Annotated in this window: 18 protein-coding genes and 1 other annotated feature; of the genes, 14 read left to right on the top strand and 4 right to left on the bottom strand. The window is 28.2% G+C overall.

Annotation, left to right across the window (positions count from 1 at the left end):
• Positions 1 to 27: 27 nt before the first annotated feature.
• Together L3B98_RS07025 and L3B98_RS07030 are read right to left on the bottom strand one after the other, a co-directional pair.
• Positions 28 to 1305: a hypothetical protein gene (locus tag L3B98_RS07025; RefSeq protein WP_238916079.1), complete on the bottom strand. Its 1278-nt coding sequence runs from the start codon at positions 1303 to 1305 to the stop codon at positions 28 to 30.
• 71 nt (positions 1306 to 1376) lie between these two features.
• Positions 1377 to 2651: a DUF4179 domain-containing protein gene (locus tag L3B98_RS07030; protein ID WP_015392936.1), complete on the bottom strand. Its 1275-nt coding sequence runs from the start codon at positions 2649 to 2651 to the stop codon at positions 1377 to 1379.
• Positions 2652 to 2896: 245 nt separating this feature from the next.
• Between L3B98_RS07030 and L3B98_RS07035 the strand changes: the two genes are divergently transcribed.
• The 4 genes from L3B98_RS07035 to L3B98_RS07050 all read left to right on the top strand — a co-directional run bounded on the left by L3B98_RS07035 (position 2897) and on the right by L3B98_RS07050 (position 7766).
• Positions 2897 to 3730, top strand: a complete 834-nt coding sequence (locus L3B98_RS07035; protein WP_015392937.1) for a methyl-accepting chemotaxis protein — start codon at positions 2897 to 2899, stop codon at positions 3728 to 3730.
• Positions 3731 to 4029: 299 nt separating this feature from the next.
• Positions 4030 to 5220 carry an HDOD domain-containing protein gene (locus L3B98_RS07040; protein WP_238916080.1) on the top strand — a complete coding sequence of 397 codons (1191 nt, stop codon included), beginning with the start codon at positions 4030 to 4032 and terminating at the stop codon, positions 5218 to 5220.
• A 209-nt stretch (positions 5221 to 5429) separates the two neighbouring features.
• Entirely contained in the window at positions 5430 to 6446 is a 1017-nt protein-coding gene (locus L3B98_RS07045; RefSeq protein WP_015392939.1) for an ATP-binding protein, read from the top strand.
• Between the two features lie 30 nt (positions 6447 to 6476).
• Complete coding sequence (locus L3B98_RS07050) at positions 6477 to 7766, top strand: response regulator (RefSeq protein WP_238916081.1); 1290 nt, start codon at positions 6477 to 6479, stop codon at positions 7764 to 7766.
• Positions 7767 to 7831: 65 nt separating this feature from the next.
• Here L3B98_RS07050 and L3B98_RS07055 read toward each other — a convergent pair whose 3' ends face one another.
• Both L3B98_RS07055 and L3B98_RS07060 read right to left on the bottom strand, forming a co-directional pair.
• A complete protein-coding gene (locus L3B98_RS07055) occupies positions 7832 to 9829 on the bottom strand; it encodes a methyl-accepting chemotaxis protein (protein WP_238916082.1) in 1998 nt (665 codons plus the stop codon).
• A gap of 52 nt (positions 9830 to 9881) precedes the next feature.
• Positions 9882 to 10358, bottom strand: a complete 477-nt coding sequence (locus L3B98_RS07060) for a MarR family transcriptional regulator (protein WP_238916083.1) — start codon at positions 10356 to 10358, stop codon at positions 9882 to 9884.
• A gap of 335 nt (positions 10359 to 10693) precedes the next feature.
• On the opposite strand from L3B98_RS07060, the gene L3B98_RS07065 reads away from it, so the two are divergent.
• From L3B98_RS07065 to L3B98_RS07115, 10 genes are all read left to right on the top strand, one after another.
• Complete coding sequence (locus tag L3B98_RS07065; protein WP_238916084.1) at positions 10694 to 12394, top strand: FAD-dependent oxidoreductase; 1701 nt, start codon at positions 10694 to 10696, stop codon at positions 12392 to 12394.
• A gap of 65 nt (positions 12395 to 12459) precedes the next feature.
• A complete protein-coding gene (locus tag L3B98_RS07070; protein ID WP_238916085.1) occupies positions 12460 to 13281 on the top strand; it encodes a cytochrome b5 domain-containing protein in 822 nt (273 codons plus the stop codon).
• 72 nt (positions 13282 to 13353) lie between these two features.
• Positions 13354 to 13409 (top strand) — a sequence feature (sodium ion sensor (DUF1646 type); this cis-regulatory element may regulate processes involved in with the transportation of sodium ions).
• A gap of 100 nt (positions 13410 to 13509) precedes the next feature.
• Complete coding sequence (gene nhaA / locus L3B98_RS07075; RefSeq protein ID WP_238916086.1) at positions 13510 to 14712, top strand: Na+/H+ antiporter NhaA; 1203 nt, start codon at positions 13510 to 13512, stop codon at positions 14710 to 14712.
• Between the two features lie 176 nt (positions 14713 to 14888).
• The gene (locus tag L3B98_RS07080; protein ID WP_015392946.1) at positions 14889 to 15059 is read left to right on the top strand and encodes a hypothetical protein; all 171 of its coding nucleotides are present in this window, start codon (positions 14889 to 14891) and stop codon (positions 15057 to 15059) included.
• 560 nt (positions 15060 to 15619) lie between these two features.
• Positions 15620 to 16327 (top strand): cell wall-binding protein, encoded by a 708-nt coding sequence (locus L3B98_RS28865; RefSeq protein ID WP_275298379.1) that lies wholly within the window; start codon positions 15620 to 15622, stop codon positions 16325 to 16327.
• A gap of 442 nt (positions 16328 to 16769) precedes the next feature.
• Complete coding sequence (locus tag L3B98_RS07095; RefSeq protein ID WP_238916087.1) at positions 16770 to 17660, top strand: prenyltransferase; 891 nt, start codon at positions 16770 to 16772, stop codon at positions 17658 to 17660.
• A gap of 207 nt (positions 17661 to 17867) precedes the next feature.
• Positions 17868 to 18422 carry a sigma-70 family RNA polymerase sigma factor gene (locus tag L3B98_RS07100; protein ID WP_238916088.1) on the top strand — a complete coding sequence of 185 codons (555 nt, stop codon included), beginning with the start codon at positions 17868 to 17870 and terminating at the stop codon, positions 18420 to 18422.
• The gene (locus tag L3B98_RS07105; RefSeq protein WP_238916089.1) at positions 18423 to 19781 is read left to right on the top strand and encodes a DUF4179 domain-containing protein; all 1359 of its coding nucleotides are present in this window, start codon (positions 18423 to 18425) and stop codon (positions 19779 to 19781) included. It begins immediately after the preceding gene.
• Positions 19782 to 20014: 233 nt separating this feature from the next.
• Positions 20015 to 20389, top strand: coding sequence for a metalloregulator ArsR/SmtB family transcription factor (locus L3B98_RS07110; RefSeq protein ID WP_015392951.1), 375 nt, complete (start codon positions 20015 to 20017; stop codon positions 20387 to 20389).
• 23 nt (positions 20390 to 20412) lie between these two features.
• Positions 20413 to 22860 (top strand): heavy metal translocating P-type ATPase, encoded by a 2448-nt coding sequence (locus L3B98_RS07115; RefSeq protein WP_238916090.1) that lies wholly within the window; start codon positions 20413 to 20415, stop codon positions 22858 to 22860.
• Positions 22861 to 23059 lie beyond the last annotated feature (199 nt).

Here is a 23059-nt window from a genome sequence, read left to right on the forward strand (position 1 = left end):
AATTTGTTTTCGTAGTGCCTTTTTGTATTATTTAGTTAATTGTACTTCGGTTCCAAGCTTATATTTATCAACGTATTTAATCATTTGCTCATTAGTTACTTCTATAGTTTTATCTTTATCTACATCATTAAATGCTACAATATATCCAAGGGAATCTTTCGGATCTTTAGAAATATTGATTTGACTATTACCACGATAATAATCATGAGTCTTTAGTGCTTCATCCAAGTTATAATGAATATGCATAGTGCTTGCCAAGAGTAAGCTTTCTAATTCATTTGCACCTTTACAATAAACCTTTAAGTTATTATCAGTTCTGTCAATATTGTAAATTTCTCCTTCAGTTCCATCGTTAAAGGTAAAGAATTTAGTGTAATTTACTTTATCAGTCATATCTTTACTAAGTTGATCATGCTTGTTATCCTTACTTTTATTTAAATCATTATAAATCTGTTCTCTTTCATCATCTGTCATAGTACAAAGTATTGGCAATACACTTAAGCCATTTTGATTTTTTATTTTATCGTAAGTTGCGGCTTGTGCATTACAGGTACCTATATAATCATGCTTGTCTCCATCAACTGAAGAGCCACCAGAAGGAAGCAATTCATAAATATTACTGCCAGCTTTTAAGATTAATCTTGCATTTTCGACTTGTGAAAATTCCTTAAGATCATCTTTTGAATCAAGTTCATGTGTGCTGTAGGTAATTTGTGTTCCTAATGCATTAGATTCTAATTTTTTAATTGTAGAATCAATTTCTGGAATATTAATAGATAAATCTTTTTCAATTGTGTTTTTAAACGATTCAGTAAAATCAACATTTGTTTCTATTCCTGCATTAATCTTATATTGAGGTATTACAATATCTACTCTTAATGGCCCTTTTTCAGGGAAGACATCTTTATCGGTATCTTTTTGCATAGTAATCATAAAGGTATTGTCATCAATATTTCTATAGGATGTACTGCTTCTATTAGATTTATTATTTCCATAGGACAATATAATATCGGCAAATTTACTAATTTGATCACTAATAGGAGTCTGGCCTTTTATTAAAATTACTACCTTTAATTTATGTTTTGTTGCTATAGCACTATCTATTGATATTTTTAGTCCATTTTTTTCGTAGCTGTTGTTACTACCTACAATATAGTTTTTATTAGCCGATAAGTTTGAAGTTGCACTGAAAACAGAAGTAGTTTGTGTATTTTCTGCAGCAAGAACTGGCATTTGTGTAAATCCAATAGTTAAAGCAATTCCTAAAACGGAACTTAATAATTTATTTATTTTCTTATTAATCATATAATCTCCTCGCTTTTAGTAGTTTAATGTGTTAATTTTTATCTAGAAAGGTAAATGATAAATAATGAATATTAATCAGTAAGCTTAATTTCATTTTCTAATTTATATTTATCAATAAGTCTTATACTATCATCTAAATTTATATTTAATTCTCTATCTTTTTCGGGATCTTTAATTTCTACAATGTAACCTAATGCTTCATTTGAATCTTTGTATAAAACAATATCGTTATTATTAATATAGGTATGATTTTTTTCATCTTTTGCGTAGGTATAATGTATAAACATACTATTAGCCATAAGTAAGCTTTCTTTTTCAGACGAACCTTTTAAATAGACTTTTAAAAGTCCATTAGTTCGTTCTATTTTGTATATTTCACCCTTTGTTTCATCAGAGAACTTATAATCTTTTGGATAATTTACATTGTTTTTTTTATCTTTAGTAGTTGTTGAATCTAAATCATGAGAATTTTTATCTACATCTTTAAAATCATCCGTTGTCATATAAGAAATTAAAGGTATTATACTAATATTTTTTTCATCTTTAACCAAATCATAGGTTGCAAGATTAGTTTTATAATTTCCCATTAGAGTATCACTAGATCCTGAATAGTTACCATTTGAATCAATTTTGTAATACTTATCACCTAATTTTAATAGCATTATTGAATTCCAAATAGAATCCTCGTTAGAACTTTTAGCCTCATCCCATTTAGGTTCAGTATAATTAATCTTTGTACCAATAACATCAGCTTCAATAGAATTTAAAGTATAATTAAAGCCAGGTATTTTACCTGATATCTTTTTCTCAAATACATTTTTAAAGGAATCTGTAAAATCGACAGGAGATTCGATTCCGATGTTCACCTTATACTTTGAGAGGGCAACATCAACTCTAATATTTCCTTTTGGAGAATATTCATTTTTATAATTATCTTTTTCTAGGGTTATAATCATTGTCTTGTCATCAATATATTTTTTTGAAACATTATCGCTACGACAATCAAAATCGTTATCATAGGTTAACTCATAAATGGAATCGCTATAGCTTGATTTATCAAAAGGCTTATCACTTTCAATTTTAATTATTGCTTTTATGTTATGCTTACTTGCTAAAGCTTTATCTAAAGTAACTTTAATACCATTTTGGGTTACAACTTTGTTAATATTTATATAATAATCATTATTTTGTGTAGAAGTGACAGCTGCTTGAGTTGTTACATTACTAATTTGTGAAGTAGTGGAAGTGTCTGCGAAAACTGGTGATTCCATTACTCCAATTGCTAGCATGAAGCCCATAATACCAAGAATTGGCCCTAAAGTTTTGCTTAATTTTTTATTTATCATTTAGACGTCCCCCTATATTCGTTTTGCTCTTATTTGGCTTGTAAACCATTATATTACCATAATGGTATTTTATCACTAATAATAGGTTATTCCAACTTAAAAATACCATAATTTTATAATATTAAACATTTATCAATAGATGAAATATATTAAATATTTTGAAAATTATGATATAATAAATATATTAACAGTAATCAAATGAAATAATATTTATGAGCAATCATAAAGTATGGAGGGGTATAGAAATGGAGAAAGTTTTAGAATCTATGATTGAAGTAGCACCAGTAATAAAGAAAATATTTGATGAAAAATCTGCCATTGTAATTTGTGATAAGGAGACATGTTTATATAGTTCAGATGGGACAGAAACAAAAGCAGCTACAGAAAAGGGTAAAATATTAGACAGGGAGATACTTAAAAAGTCTGGAATTGAAGAAGTTGTATTCAAAAACAAAAAAGTGTTAAATACTTTATTGAAAAAAGAAATTCATGGTGTAGATACAAAGTCAATAATAATCCCAATTTTAAATGAAAAAAGCGAAGTAGTTGGGATGCTAGGTATTAATACTAATACAGAAGAATATAGGAATATTCTGTCATCTACAGAAGAATTGAATAATTCACTAAAAGAAACAAATTCCACAGTTTCAGAAATTGCTAGTAGTGCTGTGAAGCTATCTGAAAAATTAAATTATATGGTTGATAATACGAAAGCTACAGAAAAGTTAATAGACGAAAGTAGTCAAGCTGTAACCCTAATTGAAAGTATTGCTAAGCAATCAAATCTTCTTGGATTAAATGCTGCTATTGAATCTTCTAGAGCTGGTGAGTATGGAAAGGGTTTTTCAGTTGTTGCTGGTGAAATGAGAAAATTAGCTTTAGATAGTGGAGAATCTTCTAAGAAAATTTCAGCAGCACTTGCTGACATGAGTGATAGTATGAAGGAAATAATCGATACAATAAATGAGCTGGGAGAAATATCTACTACACAAGCTGCATCTTTGGAAGAGGTATCAGCTACCATAGAACATATTTCTTCAAATTCAGAAGTGTTATTCAAACATATCAATAACAACTAAATTTGGTTATGCGATGATTTAAATATTATGAAGTCGTAAAATAGTTACTTATTAGAAAATAGTGAAAATATTAATAGGAATTAGGGCATCACTGGTAAGTAGAATTATTTATGATGCTCTTTTTAATTATAGATCTGGTTGATAAGTAAGCTGAAATATATAAACTTAAAATTTCTAATGTAATATATGGAGTAAATATGTATTATTTAGAAATAAAAAAAGGAAAGTAGAATTATGTGTAGAATAAGTAAAATAATATATAAACATTGATAAAGCTATGGATAATAGGAGGGGATTTAATGCAAAAGAGGATTCTTTTTGTTGATGATGAGGTTAAAATATTAAAATCATTTAAGAGACTTTTCATGGATACAGATTATGAGATATTATTAGCTGAAACTGGTAAGGAAGCATTGGAAATTCTTGAAAATGAAGAAATTGATTTAATAGTAAGTGATATGAGAATGCCTAATATGAATGGATATCAGTTATTGAGTGAGGTTAAAAAGAGGTTCCCACATATAGTGCGTATAATTCTTAGTGGGTTTGCAGAGGAAAGAATTATATTTGATTCATTACAAAAAAACATAGCTAAATTATATATTTTAAAACCTTGGGAAAACACTACACTTATTGAAACTGTAAATAATGTGTTCAAAACAGAATATGCATTAAAAAATAATAAAAATGTACTTAAATTAATAAAGAGTGTAGAAGAACTCCCAACAATTAAAGAATTGTATAAAAAAATCATTGATGAAATAGAAACTAATCAAGGGGTTAATAAAGTAGTAGAAGCTTTAGAAGGTGATAATTCCATTGCGATGAAATTACTACATATTATAAATTCTTCACATTATGCGGTAAAAACTGGATCAATTAGAAGAGCTGTTGCATTTCTTGGATTAGATAATTTTAAAAATATAGTGATTTCATCAGCTTTTATTGATAGTTTGGGGTTTGAATCAGCTGAAAAAGAACTATTGAAGACTTTATGGAAACAATCATTTATAGCTAATAGAATTATTAGTTATATATATACAGAGTTTTTGAATGAAAAAATTCCAGAAACTGAGATGAATGTAGGTCTATTAAATAATATAGGCATGGCTTTTATGATGTATAATTTTCATGACAAATATGAAGAAATTTTACAGGAAGTTGATAATAAAAAAGGTGATTTAATAGCATTGGAGAATAAATGTTTTGGTACAAATCATCAGGAAATTGGGGGATACTTGTTAAAACTATGGGATATGCCTTTTCCTATCATTGAAGCAACAATGTATCATCATAATCCTCTTGATGAAAATATCATCAATAAAAGAGTTGTATATGTTACACATATTGCTGAAAGGTATGCTTGGGATACACTTGGAGAAAAAAACTATATGAATCTAAATGAAAATGTATTCACTGAATTAGGAATGGAAAAAAAGAGTTTTGAGATAAAACTTAAAGATATTTTACAATTACATGGGATATTATAAGTATGAAGTGTGTAACTAGATAGTTGTTCTAGTAATAAAGAGGATTGTTATTAAAATATTAAGACAATCCTCTTAAATATAGGATTTTGAAATAATAAATGATTATAGGTTGTTTTTTTTAGCAATGAGAAGTTGAAGTTTACATAAAGTGTTACTGAATTTTCAAAGCCAAACCATGACAATTAAATTTATGGAGAGGAGTATTACCAATGGCTGATTATCATAAATTATTAGAAGAGCAATTAGCAAATTACGTAGGTGAAGAAGAGATTCCAGAAGCATTTAAAACTTTTTTGGAGTCGGTTAACTTTGCTTATACGGAATTTGAAAAAGATAAGGCTTTGATGGAGAAAACTAATTGTGAGTATGCTGAAAGTATTGAAAAAATGAAAGCTCAAATAGCTAGTCAAGAGAAAATGGCTACAATTGGACAACTTTCAGCAGGTATAGCACATGAAATTAACAATCCATTGGGGTTTGTTAAAAGTAATATTAATACATTGGAAAGCTATATAAATAAAGTGAAAAAGTTCTTAGAATTGTCAAATGATGCGGAAAAAGAATTAGAAGAGCATTATGAAGACATATATATGGAAATTTTTAAAGATGCTATTGAGTTTAAAAAGAAAAATAAATTAAAACTTGTTTTTGAAGATATGGATGATATTGTATTAGATAGTGAAGAAGGAATTGGAAGAATTGAAAATATTGTAAAGAGCCTTTTGGGATTTGCAAGAGGAGCAGCATCGTCTAAGCTTGGAGATTGTGATTTGAATAGTAATATAAACTCAACTCTCACAATTGCTAATAATGAAATAAAGTATTATGCACAAGTTGAAAAACAACTTGAAGAAATCCCAATAATTAAGGCAATTAATGGTGAAATTAATCAAGTGATATTAAATTTATTAGTAAATGCAGCACACGCAATTAAGACAAAAGGGATTCAAGGCATAATTAAAATTCACACTTATTGTGAAAATAATTATGTAAAATGTAAAATTAGTGATAATGGAATTGGGATTTCAAAAGAAAATCTTAATAATATTTTTAATCCTTTCTTTACAACTAAGCCAATTGGAATTGGAACAGGTCTTGGCTTAAGTATTTCCTATGACATAATAGTAAAAAAACATTGTGGATCTATAGAAGTAGACAGCATCTTAGGAGAAGGTACGACATTTATTATTTCACTACCTATAGATATGAAGAAAAAATCTTTATGATTAAAATGTGTAGTTAAGGAGTGTTTTAATATGAAAATACTTGTTGTTGATGATGATAGATTTAACCTTACAGTTGCAAATGAATTTATACAAAAGTCTGGAATAGAATGTGAAGTTACTCTTTGTAATGACCCAATAGAAGTTGAGGGATTGATGAAGGAAAAGAATTTTGACATAGTATTTTTAGATATTGTAATGCCTAAAATGACTGGAATTGATGTTTTAAAGCAAATAAGAAAAAATCAAGATTATAACAATATCCAAGTTATTATGCTTACATCACTAACTGATAGTAAGAGTTTTAAAAGTTGTTTTGAAAATGGTGCAGATGATTATGTAAATAAACCAATAAATCAAATAGAGTTTTTTGCTAGATTTAAAGCAGCTGTAAAAACAAGGAATAATGCATTAATGTTAAAAGAAATGTTTGATAGGATAAAAAAGCAGAATAAAGAACTTTTGGAACTTAATAAAACTTTAAAGGATACTCAATTTCATGTTATTCAAAAAGAAAAAATGGCTGCAATTGGAGAACTTGCAGCTGGAGTTGCTCACGAAATTAATAATCCATTAGGATACCTTGGTAGTAATTTAGAAACCTTGGCAAAATTTGTTCCTAGAATACAAACCATGATTGAAGAATATAGAATGTTTATTAGTAAACAAAAAACGCTCGTGGAAGATAGAGATATTAATGAAAAGATATCTCGAATAAGAGATATAGAGAAACAATTGAAAATTGATTTTGTTATAAGTGAAATTGGAGAAATAATTAAAGATTCAACTGATGGGGTAGACCGTGTTTCAAAGATAGTAGGAAGTCTTCAAAGTTTTGCAAAAACAGGATTTGAAGATGAAATGGTCTTAAATGACTTGAATATGATTATTGATGAAGCTGTATTGCTTTTAAATAATGATTTGAAAAGAGTAGCTATAATAAAGAAAAATTATGGAGGAATTCCTAATATATTTTGCAATAAGAGCCAGATTGGACAAGTTATTTTAAATTTGATTACAAATTCACTTCAAGCAATAAGCAGTCAAAATAGATTTGATGGAGAAATAATTATAGAAACTTATAGAGAAAACAATATGGTATGTTGCACAATAAGTGATGATGGGCCAGGAATAGAAGATAATATTATAAGCAAAATATTTAACCCATTTTTTACAACTAAAGAAGTTGGTAGTGCTACTGGCGTTGGACTAAGTATTTCTCATGATATAATAGTAAAAAAATATAATGGTGAATTTGATGTTGAAAGTATACCAAATATAAGAACAAAATTTAAATTTAAGTTACCTGTAGGAAATAATTAAATAATTGTATAAATGTTCAATTGTCATTGACAATTGAACATTTAGAATTTAAATTGATTGTTGTTTTAACTAATCTTGAATTTATCTTGTTCATCAATTAGATTTTTTGTCATGTCATTTAAAGTTACTGCAGTTGATGCCACATCATTTGATAGGTTATGCATTTCATCTGCAGATGCTGTTATTTCTTCGGAAGAAGCTGAAATTTCTTCTGCAATAGCTGATAAGCCTTCGACTTTGTTTAAAATGTCTTCTTTCTCAGTATTTACTTCTGCGGCTGACAAATTCACAGCCTGTACTTTTGGAATTACAGTTTTAATTGCAGCAATTATATTTTCAAAGGAGTTCATTGTTTCATTTATAATATTTACTTGACCATTAAGTTCTGAATTCATATTATTAGTATCTTCTGTAATTATAATAGTATCTTTAGAAATATCAGATATTAATTTAGTAATATTTTCTGAAGATGTTTTTGTTTGTTCTGCTAAAACTTTAACTTCATTTGCTACAACTGCAAACCCCTTTCCTGCATCACCAGCAATAGCAGCTTCTATTGATGCATTAAGTGCTAATAAGTTTGTTTGATCTGCTATCGAATTTATTATGTTGACTATACTATTTACTTCTTTTATATTGATTCCAAAAGCAAGTATTTTATCAGATAAAGTTTTAAAAGAAGAGCTTATTCCACTTATTGAATCCATTAATAGTTTCATATTTGAACTACTATTATTTGCAAGTTCGTTCATTGAGATTGTATTTTCATCTATATCTTTGATGTTATCTACTATGTTTTCAAGTTTACTACTGAAATTGTTCAAAATCCCAGTGATTTCTACTAAATCATTAGCTTGAGCATTAATTCCACTTGCGACTTCTTGCATTGAGCTTGCAACATTATCTGAAGATAGAACCATATTTTTAGATATATTTGATAAGTTACTTGAATTTTCATCTATTACAAATGAACTATCTTTAGATACTGTTATCATATCCTTAATTGAATTCTGCATTTTATTCATAGAGTTAGCCATATCGCCAATTTCATCGCTATAATTTAAATATTTTTCACTTATCATATTAGTAAAATCTCCAGTAGCTAAAATATTTAGAGCATTTGAAGAATACTTAATTCTTGTAGATAATCGATGAGAAATAATATATATAATTATAACCCCTAAAATTAAGAAAAATACCGATCCTAATGTTGTAGAAATTTTTAAGGAATCAAGCTCAGATAAAAGTTCACTTTTTTCTAAAATAACAACTACAGACCATTTCTCTTTTTCTATTGGTGCAAAACCACCATAAGATTCTTTTCCACCATAAGTGTATGAACTTAAGCCTGTCTCTCCATTAATCATTCTTTTTTGCATTTCAGCTATAGCTTTAAGAGATGGATCTTTTTCAGCTTCTTTAATTGAATTGTATTGGCTTAAAGGCATACTTGGATCTTTAAATGCAATACTGTTACTTTGACTATTAATCATATATGCACTTCCAGTTTTACCAAATGATATTTTTTTAATTAAATTACTAAGTTCCATACCATCTCTTATTGATACTAATACACCAACAACAGATTTATCATCCTTAATTGGCACTGAATATATCATTGTAAGTGCATTTTTTTGTTCATTTGGTGTAGGATCATTAACTAGATTTTCTCCAGCCATTGATTTTTTAAAATAATTAGTATCCTTTATATTACCTTGACTACCATCAGTATAGGTTATATTACCATTAGCATCAGCATATCCCATCTTAAGGCTTCCATTCCTTTTAGCTTCAGCTTTTAAAATTGTCATTAACTTATCTTGACTATCATTACTTAAGGAAGCAACTTTTGCAGTAACCTCCATAGAATTTAATTGATTATCTAAATATGCTTGAACAGTATTTGAGGCTTGGGTTGCAATTTGAGGTAGAGTTTTTTCGATATTTGACACTAAAGCATTTGATGCATCAATATATGAAATAATTCCTAGACCTGTGCTTACAACAAGTAATAAGATACTTATTAATATAATTAGTTTAGATTTTATAGACTTAATCATCATAGTGAATCATCTCCTTAAATATATGTAGTTTCTATAAGATTAACTTTGGTTTTTATGATTTCTTTTTATTATCTTGTAAGTTTAAATCACGAATTTTAATTAGTAATTCCTGAAGCCTTAAGAAGGAGTGGGAAAGTTCTAATATTTCATTTTCAGATAGAACTTTAAATTTATCTAAAAATTCACTTTCTCCTGCTCCTGCCACAGATAGAATAAGGTTAATAGCCTTAGCCGATAGTGATAGATAGATGACTCTTTTATCATTTTCATCCTGCTTTTTTACTATATAACCAAGTTTATTTAAAGTAGTAATACTTCTACTAGTATTTGGAATTGTAATGTTTAATTTCTTGCTTATTCTTGTAGCTGTAGTTGTGCCTTCAAAATGCATAAAATTTAAAATTCTTGAAAGTAGTGGTGTTATTTCTGAATTAGTAAGGTCTGGTATTAGATCTATAAATTCAACACTAAATAAAGTGTAAAAGTTAACCATGTTTAAAATTAAATTTTGAGGTTTATCTTTATTCATAAATTATCTCCTTTAATAATTATTATTTCTTGAAAAAAATTATAACAGAATAGTTATCATTTAACAACTATTTTAGAAAAAATTAGGCCATGAAAATAAATAACAAGTCAAAATTAAAAAATAATCTTCAAGATAGCTGGTCTTTTTTTTAATGATTCTAATTGCAGAAAAGTTCCGTATTGCAGCATAGCTGCTCCTTTTAAAGGGGTATAATTTGTGTGACTAAATCACAATGAAATTTTTAAAAAAAGTATATAATAATAATAAAATCGATGTTAATGGATAATAGTGAAAAAATATCCAATTATAATTTACTATTGTAGGAGGGAATATTTATGAAGAGAAAAATTTTAATTGTAGGTGGAGTTGCGGGAGGGGCATCTGCAGCTGCAAGATTAAGAAGGCTAAGTGAAGAAGATGAAATTGTTATGTTTGAAAAGGGGCCTCATGTATCTTTTTCAAATTGCTCACTTCCATATCATTTAAGTGGATTGATTGATGAAGCAGACAAATTGGTATTAATGAGCCCAGAAAAATTCCTAGTTCAATATAATATTCAAGCTAAAGTAAATAATGAAGTTTTATCAATAAACAAAGAAGAAAAATATGTGATTGTTAAAAATTTAGTGTCTGGTGAAAGTTATAAGGAAAGTTATGATAAATTAATATTATCTCCAGGTGCAAAGCCGATTGTACCAAATATTCCAGGAATTGAAGAAGTTAATATTTTTACAATAAGAAATGTTGTTGATATTGATAAGTTAAATAAATACATAAAGTCTATAGATGTAAAGGATATTGCTGTTATTGGCGGAGGTTTTATTGGAGTTGAAGCAGCAGAAAATTTAAGGGAAGCAGGCTATAATGTAGCTTTAATTGAAGGAACAGATCAAATACTAAGACCTTTTGATTATGATATGGTTCAAATATTACATAAAGAAATTTATGACCATGGTATAAATTTAATAGTTGAAGATAAAGTTGAAAGGTTTGAAAAGGATACAGTAATTTTAGCATCAGGTAAAAAAATTAGTTCTAAAGTAGTAGTTATGGCTATAGGAGTGTCACCAGAAACTACACTCGCAAAAGAAGCAGCTATAGATATTGGTGAAACAGGTTCAATAAAGGTAGATCAGAATTATAGAACTGCTGATAAGGATATATATGCAGTTGGAGATGTAATAGAAGTTTATAATTCATTAACTCATACAGCAGCAAAATTATCTCTTGCGGGACCAGCACTAAAACAGGCTAGAGCAGTTGCTGATCATATAAATGGGAAAAAAGCTCTAAACAAAGGATACATTGGGTCGTCAGCAATTAAAGTTTTCGATTATAATGGAGCCTCAACAGGTTTAAATGAAGCGCTTATAAATGTTCTTAACATGAAAATAAAATATGAGGTTGTAAGAGTTATTCTAAGTGATAAGGTTGGTATAATGCCAAGTTCGGCACCTATGCATTTTAAATTGCTATTTGAGGTTCCAACAGGAAAGATCTTAGGTGCTCAGGCCATAGGAAAAGGTGATGTTACAAAGAGAATAGATGTAGTGGCGACAGCAATAAAATTTGGAGGGACAATTGAAGATTTAAAAGATTTAGAATTATGTTATGCACCACCATTTTCTACAGCAAAAGATGTAGTTAACTATGCAGGTTATGTGGGCTCTAATCTTTTAAATGGAGATTTTAAACAAGTTAATGTGGATTTAGTGAGAGGATTAGTAGAACATAATGCTTATATAATTGATGTTAGAGAAAGAGGAGAATATGCAAATGGTCATATTAAAAATGCTGTAAATATACCATTAAGTGAGCTTAGAGAAAGAGTAAATGAAATACCTAAGGATAAGCCTGTATATCTTCACTGCAGAACTGGTCAAAGAAGCTATAATGCAACATTAGCACTCCAAAATTTGGGTTATAACAATGTCTACAATATTACAGGAAGTTTTTTAGGATTATCTTTCTACGAATATTTTAATGATAAAACTAAGAATAGGGAAAGTATATTAACTGAATATAATTTTAGATAGATTATATGAACTTTTTTGAAGAGAAATTTCATATATTTATGAATAGAAATTATTAAGAGGATGATATGGGAATTTATTTTAATTTCACAACTATTGATGAATTACTTGGAATTGATTGTGATTTTCATAGACAACAAAAAGAATTTGATCTAGAAGAATTAGAACAATATGATGGAAAAAATGGGAAACCTGCTTATGTCTCAATAGAAGGGATAGTATATGATGTCAGCAATGAGCCGATTTTTGGGGAAAGAAAAAATAAGGAAAGCCTTGCTGGCAAAGATTTGACGGAATTATTTAGTTTAAGTGTTAAAATCAATACTATAATTAATAGGGCACCTGTAGTTGGAGTAATTAGAGATGGCAGCTATGCAGAAAGCAAAATTCTTACAAGAGATAAAAAACATAAACATGAAAAAAAAGGAAGTTGCAAATATCAGCAATTCTATATTGAAGAAGCCCTTTCAACATTAGAAAAGATTATTTCAAAATCAATTAATGAAGTACTAGAATGGCAAGAAAACTTAATAAAATGTCCAGGAGCAGCAGCTCAATTGGGAATTGTAAATATAGGTGAAGCAGGAAAAAATGGTATTGGTAGTTCAACTGGCGGATATGGATTAGCAGGTGGTGCATCTGGTGGAGCAGGGGGAGGATTAGGTGTTGCAATAGTAAATGTTGAAAAGGGAGGGTATGTAGGGACAAATCAGGATACAGGAAAAATGATAGCCCCAGGTTCAGCCGGAGGAGCTACAGGTGGTGCAGTAGGAAGTCTAGGTGGAACTACTTCAACACCAAATACTACAGCACCAATTGGAAATACGGGAGGAATTCTAAGAAAAGAAGAAAAAGATGTTTATTGTAAGGAATTGGATGAAGAAGATTAATATTAAAACTTGATTATAATATTAAAATATTATATACTCAATTAAGAAGATAAATTAATATTGATTAGATACGGTTGGGTGAATTTTATAATTTACTTTCAAGCAATTGGTTTCTGGGGTGGGAAACTCATTTTGAGTTTTTCCATCTTTTTTTGTGCTTCATTTTAAATGAATTTTTAATTTGATTTATAAAATATAGACTAAATAATATAAAAAAGGAGAGAAGTTATGAATAATAAAATCAAAAGAAAAGTGATAAATCCATTTTTACATTTCTTTAGGAGTGAGTCTTCAAGTGGAATATTACTATTGGTATGTGCCATTGTTGCAATAATAATAGCAAACTCTAACTATAATTATGTATATGAGAATATACTTAATGCATATATATCAATAGGTTATAGAGAATTATCTATATCAATGTCTGTTCATCATTGGATTAACGATGGATTGATGACTATATTTTTCTTAGTTGTTGGAATGGAAATAAAGAGGGAAGTTGTGTTTGGGGAACTAAAATCTTTTAAAAGGACAATACTTCCAATTTCTGCGGCTATAGGTGGAATGGTTGTTCCAGCAATTATTTATGCATTATTTAATATTGGAGAGCCAACAATTTCAGGTTGGGGAATACCAATGGCTACAGATATAGCTTTTGCATTAGGAATGCTTTCCTTAGTGGCAAAAAATGCACCTAAAGGTATAGTTGTTTTTCTTACTGCATTAGCGATAGTCGATGATTTAGGCGCTATTCTTGTGATAGCAATATTTTATAATAGCCAAATCTCATGGTTTGCTCTTATTATGGGGCTAGTGATATTTATAAGCATTTTGTTAGTAAATAAATTTAAAGTTAAATATGTATCTGTTTATATTATTTTGGGAATATTGCTTTGGTTATGTTTTTTGAAATCAGGAGTACATGCGACAATAGCTGGAGTACTACTTGGAATGGCACTTCCTATTGGAGAAAATATTCATAAATTTAAATCTTCAATGTTATATAAGTTCGAACATAAACTAACTTCTTGGTCAAGTTATGTAATAATGCCAATTTTTGCTTTTGCAAATTCAGGGATAGCAATTAGTTTAGAAACTTTTTCTAAAGACATATTTTCGCCAGTAAGTTTAGGGATTATATTTGGACTCTTTATTGGAAAACAGGTTGGAATATTTGTAACTTCTTATTTATTAGTTAAATTTAAAATTGCAAAGTTTCCAGCAAGTGTAACTAAAAGACATTTATATGGAGCAAGTGTTTTGGGGGGGATTGGTTTTACAATGTCAATATTTGTTTCATCGTTATCTTTTAATGACATGGAGATACTATCAATGGCAAAAATATGTATAATGATTGCTTCAGTATTATCAGCATTATATGGAACAATAGTATTTAAAGTTATTAGTTTTAAGAATAAAAGAATTGCCTAATAAGTCTTAAGAGAAAATTAAAATATTTAAAATTTTCAATAGCAAATCCTTATTAGAAAAATATATGATAACTTGCAATTTTAAAATAAAATTATTATTTAATATTGATTATTATTTAATAATATGTTATTATATATTTAAGAAATTAAGAGAAAGGATTTAAGGAGTGGATTAAAATGGGAAATTTAATAAAAATAAATATGTACGCAGAAAGTAAACAGAAAAATGGTACAATATTAGATTTAAAGAGATTAGAAGCAAATATTGCAACTTATAATATTTGGCTAGAAAATAATCATAGAGAGGACAAAATAGAAACTTATGAAGAGTTTTTACAAATTATATAAAAAGCTTTAAAAGGCAGATTAAATTAAAAGATTTAACCTGTCTTTTAAATTTTTAAATAAATTATAGCTTGTCACAATATTGACATATTTATCTTATATTATATATATAAATAATTTAATTATTTATCCCTTACCAAATTTAAATTATTACCCAGTATTCAGAATAATCTATTTACCCTAGTAGATTATTCTTTCTCAACATTAAAAGTAGTAAACATTGCATAAAATGGTTACTACTTTTTTTTGTAATTTTGTCGAATAATAATTTTCGGAATATTAAAATAAATATAGATTATAGTATGATAATATGTTAATATAAAATTAATCAAAAGATATAAGAAATACTTGTAAGATATCAGAAAGTATGTTGATAAACGTAGAAAAATAAGGTATTTTAAAACACTAAAGTTTATATTGTCCCTCTTTTTAATAAAAGTGCAGTCATTAAGTTGTCTGCACTTTTTATTTCTATAATTTATTTGTAATACAAAACTCTAAATAATAATTATGGAAGAATATTCAAAAACATATTATACTAGTAAATAAGAGGTGATTTAAAAATGCGGAAACTTTTATCTGGGTTACTTTCAATGATACTGATTTTAGGGACAGTTCAAGTTGGAGCTTCAGCTCAGTGGAGACAGAACATTGATAGCAGCTGGAGTTGGATAAATGATGGACATAATATTTTTAGTGATGGTTGGAAACAAATTAATGGAAAATGGTACTATTTCAAACAAGGTAAGATGCAGACTGGCTGGCTAAAGTATTGTAATGTAGCTTGGTATTATCTTGGAAGTGATGGGGCTATGAAAACTGGATGGTTGAAAGATGGAAATGCAGTTTATTTTCTTGATGATAACGGAGTACTTATTACAGACAGTGTTTTCTGCGGTTTATATTTTGATTCAAATGGAATCGCTTTTTTAGAAGATAATAAAAAAGTGTTAGTTGATAATGAGTATGTTAAAATTACATACTTAGGTATTGATAAATATGGACCATATTATAAAAAAGTAGAGCTTCAAGTTGAGAATAAAAGTGAAAAAGAATTATATATTGAAAGTAGCAATGTTTTAGTTGATGGGTATGAAAAAAATAGTTGGATCAATCTTGATGTTAACAAAGGACAATCTTTATATACTTTTATAGGGTTCTACAAAGATGACATTAAAACAAATTTTGACAACATAAATGGCAATATTGTCATTAAAACATTTAAAGATATGGCTTACTTAAAGGAAGAAGGTTTCACGATTAAAATTTAAATAATAAGCTAAATTTTAAATTGAATAGTTATTTTTAAGAAAATGTGATATAATGTTAAAGGCTAAATTGCACAAAAACTTAGCCAGTAAAAGTAGGTCAGGTAGAAATACCTGATCTGTTTTTTACATTTAAATGAATAAATTCCATGAAAAAACCATATATAAATATGCACTATAAAGGTATAATTTATTTTATATCAGCTTAGTTGTTAGTTGATATTCTCATAATCTTTATATTTTATATGAATGCAGCCATAATTGGCTGCATTTTTTAGTTTCACTGAAGATTTATTCTATAAATAAAGGATTTTATATATTATAGTAGAAGATATGTATTTAGAAGTAAAATTAGTATTTTTAACGAAGAAAAATATTAATATTTAAGTTTTTTTGATATTTTAGATAGAATTATAAAATGAAAAGCTTGTAGGAGTTGAGAATAATGAGTTTTAAAACAATAATTAAACTTATGGATATTAAAACACTTGTGGCAGGGTTAGTTCCTGTAATTCTTGGATCAATTTATTCAAAATATGCTTTTGAAAGAGTTAATATCTTATATTTTTTATTATTAGCTTTTGCCATGATATTGATTCAAAGTGCTACGAATATGATTAATGATTACTTTGATTTTAAACGTGGAGCGGATGTAAATAAGAGTTCTGATGAAAAAGCTTTAATCAGTGGAGAAGTAACCACAAAGGGAGTTTTGACAATTATATTTTTTTATCAATTAATCGCCTTTATAATAGGTGTTTTTATTGCTAGTCAGACAAGCTACTACATACTTCTTGTTGCAATTCTAGGAGGAACTATTTCAATTTTATATGCCTTTGGACCAATGCCTATTTCTTATACGCCAATTGGTGAAGTTGTTTCTGGATTAACAATGGGGATAGGAATAACGACTACAGTAATATATATTCAGTCAGGTGTCTTTAATTTAAGCACTATATTAGTTGCAATTCCAACAGCATTATTTATTGGAACAATCTTACTGACTAATAATTTAAGTGACATAGTAGAGGATAAAGAAGCTGGTAGAAAAACGTTGCCTATTATTTTAGGTAAAAAAAATGCCGAGAAGTTATGGATGTTTAATGTGGTAATATTATTTCTATTAACTTTAGGATTAGTAGTAATTAATATATATCCTTCAATTATATTAATACCAGTAATTTTACTATTTCCATATAAATCAATTTTAAGTTTCTTATCCTATGAGAAAACGGCTGAAACAAAGGGCAGAAGTATGGGACTTATAGGCCAAGTTGGAGTTAAATATCATTTTAGTATTGTTATTGGTTTGGTGATAGCTATTATTGTTAGGTGAATGCTTTAATTTTGGACATTAAGCTAAAAAATATAGTCGTGTGAGTGAGGAGAACTAAATTTAAATATGGTTCTCTTTCTTTATTTGTGAAAGAGAACATACGTTAGTTATTTATAAAGAGTATGGTTTATATATACAAATTAAAAAATAAGATGAGGGAACTTTTTACTATAGTTATTTATCTTAATAGTGTAAGGAGGGATAGCAGTGAGTATTGGAACTAAGGTTTTGCAATTTTATAATTTAAGTAAATACAGAGCGGATGAAAGCATAAATGAGAAAATTAATAAAACAGAATTTATTGAGCTCATTGAAACAAATAAATTGCCTTTATATAGGCTTGCAAAGGGAATAGTTAAAAATGAACATGATATACAAGATGCTGTTAATGAAAGTATATTAAAAGCTTTTGAAAATTTAGGGAAGCTTAAAAATAGGGAGTTTTTTAAGCCTTGGCTTATGAGAATTCTTGTGAATGAGTGTTATGCATTACTAAAAAGACAAAAGAAAGTTAAGCTTGAAGAAAATATGACTGTTTATGATCTGTATTATGAAGAAAAAAATCAACATGAGCTTATGGATGAAATAGATAAATTAGAATTAGAATTTCGAACAGTTTTAATACTTTTTTATTACGAAGATATGAGCATAAAATCTATAAGTGAAGTATTAAACATTTCTCAAGGAACGGTAAAATCGAGATTAAGCAGGGCAAAAGCTAAACTTAAGGTTATATTAGATGAAAGTGAAGGAGGAGTATAGATGGGAGATTTTGATGATTTAGTTAAGTCTAAAATAAGAAATGAAAATTGGGAAACACCAAAAGCTTTTGATAAATCAATAAGTACCTCCTTAGATAAATTGGAAAATAGAAAAACAGGTAGAATAATATCGCGTAAAGTAATAGTTATAGTTGCAGCAATTATTGTTTTAAATGTTACAACTGTTTTTGCAATAACACCACAGGGAAAGGAATTCATAAAAGGTGTTGTAGACTTTTTTAGTGGGAAATATGAGCAAAAGTATATATCAGATAAAGGTAAATTTGATGAGTTTAATAAGGCTATAGGTATTTCTGTAGAAGACAAAGGTATAAAGGTAACACTCGATAACATTGCAGTTGATGATAGCTTTTTAAATACTTTTTATACAATCGAAAGTACTGAACCTATAAATAAAGTTGAAAAAGACACTCCGTGGACAGCTAATTTTACAGCACCATTTCTTATAACAAGTATCAATGGTGACGACAGATATTCAGGAAACAATAATGATTTAGATGCATATTTTAAGTCAGATAAAGTGCTTAAGGTAATGAAAAGGGAAAATATTTCTCAAGTTAATATTAATGATACTTTTAACTTGAAAATAAAATGTGATGAGATTTTTGGAAAAAAAGGAAGCTGGGAACTTACCACTAAGGTTAATAAGAATGATGTTAAGGTTGATACCACTTCTGTTAATCCTAATAAAAAAGCAACTATTAATTTAAGTGATTATCAGCATAACATAAATATTGATAAGGTTATATTATCACCATTTGGAAATCAAATAGTTATATCAGAAGAAACTAGCAATGATAGATTTTTTTCTTTATTTGCATTATTTGACGATAAAGGAAATTCACTAGATGTACTTAATACTGATTTAGCTGGAAGTCGCTATGGAAAGGTTACAAATTCTTATGAATTTATAAAAGCAAATAAAGAAACAAAGTTTATTACATTAGTACCAATAGAATGGAAAGGTGAAAATATAAAAAAGAAGCTTATATTAAAGGAATTGTACAACCTTCCGGTAACATTAGATATTAGTAAAAATGGAAAGATAATAATTCAAGATATACAATTTAATAATAATGCAATAAAAATAAACTATAAAAAAGATGGCGTAGTAGTATACGATCCAGGTTTGAATTTTTATGATGAAAAGGGAAATGAAATAGATTTGGGAGAAACTTATTTAGTAGATAAAGTTGATAGAGAAAATGGAACATATACTGAAATACGTACATTTGCAAATAATAATGTAAATTTGAGCAAGATTAAAAAAATAGGTTTTTATTCTCAGGATGATTATAAAATTCTAAGAGATCAAGCAATAAAAATTGATTTTAAATAATATATATAATTAAATTTAGGAAGTTCAAGTGTTAGAGAAAAGATAACACTTGAACTTTTTTTTAAAAATAGAATAAAAATAATATGTATATAATTAATCATCTTTTTGCTCAATAAAATAAAATTTTTAAATAATTGATTTTTATTATTGACAAAATAATAAGAGGATTAATATAATATACATATGAACAAGTATTCATATATTCAAATATTCACAGGAAAAGAGTGATAAAGATGGAGAATAATAATAGCAATAATATTGAAGTTTGCAATTGTACAATAATTCATGAAGATATAGTTAGTAAAGTAAGAGGATCCATCCCAGAAGAGGAAACGCTTTATGATTTAGCAGATTTATTTAAAGTACTCGGAGATTCTACAAGAATAAAAATCTTATGTACGCTATTTGAAGCAGAAATGTGTGTTTGTGATATAGCAGCGGTACTTGGAATGACTCAATCAGCAATTTCACACCAATTAAGAGTTCTGAAACAAGCAAGGCTGGTAAAATATAAAAGAAGCGGAAAAGTTGTATATTATTCCTTAGATGATGAACATGTTAAGCATATATTTGATCAAGGATTGATTCATATATCTGAAAGAAATTAATTTTAAGTTTGGAGGATAAAGTTATGGAGAGTAATATAAAAATAGCACCTAACACTGCTAAAGCTAAATTATCAAATGAAAACCATCTTAAACAAATAAAAAAAGAATTTATTTTAGAAGGACTTGGATGTGCTCATTGTGCAGCTAAAATAGAGGAAAAAGTTAATGAATTAGATGGAATTAATTCTGCAAATGTGAATTTCATGACAAAAACTTTAACCTTAGAAATGAAAGAAGCTAATGGAATGGAAGAGCTAATAAATTCTGTTACTAACGTTGTTACTAATATTGAGAGCAAGGTTAAGGTTAAAGAAAAAATAAATACAAAACTCTTAAAAAAAGAAATTTTACTTGAAGGTTTATGCTGCGGAAACTGTGCAGCGAAAATAGAAAGAGAATCTCAAAATATAGATGGAGTAAAATCAGCAGTAGTAGATTTTATAGCTACAAAGCTAATAATGGAAATAGATAGTCCATCTAAACAAAGTGCTATTATAGATGAGGTTGAAGGAATTGTTAAGAGAATTGAACCAGATGTTAAGGTGGTTGTATTAAATAAAGAAAATGCTTCAAAAAAATTGGAGGAACATGAAGAGGATGGACATCATCACCATGAAAGTGAAGGCAGTAAGAGTGAAATGATAAGACTTGCTATTGGTGCTTTGATTTTTGGAGTAGCAACTGCTATGAAATTTCCAAACTATATAGAATTAGTCTTGTATTTAATAAGTTATTTGCTAGTAGGTGGAGAGGTGATTTTAGGTGCTTTAAGAAATATACGAAGAGGTCAAATCTTTGATGAAAATTTCTTAATGAGTGTAGCAACTATTGGTGCTTTTGCTATAGGAGAATATCCAGAAGGTGTAGCAGTTATGCTTTTCTATCAAATAGGTGAAATGTTCCAAGATATGGCGGTTAATCGCTCAAGAAAATCTATTACAGCACTTATGGATATAAGACCAGATTTCGCTAATTTAAAAGTGAATAACGATATTAAGAAAGTAGAGCCAGAAGAGGTAAAAATTGGTGATATTATTGTAGTTAAACCAGGTGAAAAAGTACCGCTAGATGGAAAAGTAATTGAAGGAAATTCTATGGTTGACACAGCTGCATTAACTGGTGAATCTGTTCCTAGAGAAGTAGGTATTGGGGATAGCATTTTAAGTGGAGTAATCAATAAAAATGGACTTTTAACTATAGAAGTTGAAAAAGAATTTGGAGATTCTACAGTTGCTAAAATATTAGATTTAGTTCAAAATGCAAGCAGCAAGAAAGCTCCTACAGAAAATTTTATAACAAAATTTGCAAGATACTATACACCAGCTGTAGTTTTTGCAGCACTAGCACTAGCTGTGATTCCACCGCTTGTTATAGAAGGTTCAACATTTTCAGAGTGGATTTATAGAGCTTTATCCTTCTTAGTAGTATCTTGTCCATGTGCACTAGTTATATCTATCCCTCTTGGTTTCTTTGGTGGAATAGGTGGAGCATCAAAAAATGGAATACTTGTTAAGGGTGGAAATTACCTTGAAGCCTTAAATGATGTTGAAATGGTTGTATTTGATAAAACAGGAACTCTTACAAAAGGTATATTCAAAGTTACAGAAGTAAATGCTGAAAATAATATTTCAAAAGATGAACTTATAGCTTGTGCAGCTTATGCAGAAAATTACTCTAACCATCCAATAGCAGTTTCAATATTAAAGGCTTATGGCAAAGAGATAGATAAGGATAAAATTAAGAATTATGAAGAGATATCAGGTCATGGAGTTAAAGTTGTTATTGAAGGTAAAGAAATTTTGGCTGGCAATTATAAGCTAATGAACAAAGAAAATATAGCTTACAATCAAGTTGAAACAATAGGAACTGTGGTCCATGTTGCAATAGAAAGAAAATATGCAGGATATATAATTATTTCAGATGAAGTAAAAGAAGATTCTGCAAAAGCTATGAAAGCTTTAAAGGAAATTGGCATTAAGAAAACAGTTATGCTTACTGGTGATAATAAAACTGTTGGAGCTAAAATCGCTAAGGAATTAGGAGTAGATGAAGTTCATGCTGAATTATTACCCGATCAAAAGGTTGAAAAGCTAGAATTGCTATTTAAAGAAAAATCGCCTAAAGGCAAGATAGTATTTGTGGGAGATGGAATCAACGATGCACCAGTTTTAGCTAGAGCTGATATAGGAATAGCGATGGGTGGAGTTGGATCAGATGCGGCGATTGAAGCTGCTGATGTAGTTATAATGACAGATGAGCCTTCAAAAATAGCCACAGCGATAAAAATTGCCAAAAAAACAAGAAGCATAGTAATGCAGAATATAGTTTTTGCATTAGGTATTAAAATTATAATATTGGCTCTTGTAGCAATTGGTTTAGGAACTATGTGGGAAGCTGTATTTGGAGATGTTGGAGTTGCACTCCTTGCAGTTTTAAACGCCATGAGGGCAATGAAAGTTGATAATATATAATATAGTAGTTATAGAATTTAATTAGATAATAATTAGTTACTAAAAGTAGATTAGGTATTTATTACTTGGTCTACTTTTTTATAGAATCTTAGAACTTTTAAATATAAATTCTAAAATTCTTAATTTAAGAATTTGCTTGTAAAATAAAGATAGAAATATGAGAATTGAAAAAAAATTACTCATATATAAAGATTATTTT

Origin of the sequence: Clostridium sp. YIM B02555 (assembly GCF_022320955.1) — a bacterium.
Taxonomy (GTDB): Bacteria; Bacillota; Clostridia; order Clostridiales; family Clostridiaceae; genus Clostridium; species Clostridium saccharoperbutylacetonicum.